Origin of the sequence: Moorena producens 3L (assembly GCF_000211815.1) — a bacterium.
GTDB classification, from domain to species: Bacteria; Cyanobacteriota; Cyanobacteriia; order Cyanobacteriales; family Coleofasciculaceae; genus Moorena; species Moorena producens.
In genome coordinates this window covers 1-1085 of record NZ_GL890917.1, presented here as the reverse complement: position 1 = coordinate 1085, position 1085 = coordinate 1, and the positions used below count along the sequence as shown (strand labels likewise).

The 1085-nt window shown below is 43.3% G+C and carries 2 protein-coding genes; both read left to right on the top strand.

The window, feature by feature from the left end; translation table 11 throughout:
* Positions 1-247: 247 nt before the first annotated feature.
* On the top strand, positions 248-871 hold the full coding sequence (locus LYNGBM3L_RS14475; protein WP_131827469.1) for a glutathione S-transferase family protein: 624 nt from the start codon (positions 248-250) through the stop codon (positions 869-871).
* A gap of 30 nt (positions 872-901) precedes the next feature.
* The coding region (locus LYNGBM3L_RS40720) for a hypothetical protein (RefSeq protein WP_207554341.1) at positions 902-1085 on the top strand (184 nt) is incomplete at its 3' end.

Sequence of the window (1085 nt, the reverse complement as noted above, 5' to 3'; positions counted from 1 at the left end):
GCGCTGCATCGCTCTTTTCTACTATTCCCGATTCCCTATTCCCTGCTCCCTGCTCCCTACTCGCTGCTCCCTAAAACCCAGAAATTTCTACCTCACAAAATTAACAACTACTTGACTTATTGCTATGGGTCTATTATTCTGTTTATTAGCTACTTTATCCACTTATATAATCCTTGGATACGTTAATCCTGTCAGTGGGAAAAGTGCATTTAATACTTCTAAGGTAAACGAATCTAGATCTATAACAATGTCTTATCCTACTCAAGAGTCAGAATTCAGTAGTCATGACAATTTTGAAGTCAGTCAATCATCTGCACAACTAAAACTTTATGGTGCTCTTCGGAGCCGAGCTGCGATTGTGCAGTGGTATCTTGAGGAGTTGGGAGTGCCCTATAAGTATATCTTGCTGGATATGAAAGCTGGAGAGCATAAACAGCCGGAATACTTGTCGATTAATCCAATGGGGAAAGTGCCAGCAATTGTAGATGGGGACTTTAAACTTTGGGAGTCGGGAGCGATTTTGGTTTACTTAGCTAATAAGTATGGAGAAACCCCTAGTTCTCTGGAAGAACAGTCGGAGATTTTGCAGTGGGTTTTGTTTGCTAATGCTACTTTAGGACTAGAATTGTTTTGGGACGATAGACGGGAGAAAGAAACTTCCAGTTTGTTGAAGCCACTAAATGAACTATTAACGGATAAACCGTTTTTGTTAGGGGATAATTTAAGTGTGGCGGATATTGCAGTAGGCTCTTATTTAGCTTATGCCAAAATACTGGTAAATTTGGATTTGAAAGAGTATCCAGCTATTGCTGATTATGTGATGCGTTTGTCTCAACGTCCAGCTTTTAGAGAAACTATTGGTAATCGGTAATCGGGAGTGGGGAGATGGGGAGATGGGGAGATGGGGAGATGGGGAGATGGGGAGATCGGAACAGTAACGAGAATTGTATTAGTTGTATTTGGTGCGATCGCATACCGGTTCTCTGCGATGTGCCGCAGGCACCGCTACGCGATCGCATACCGGTTCTCTGCGATGTGCCGCAGGCACCGCTACGCGATCGCATACTGGTTCTGTAAACGCGATC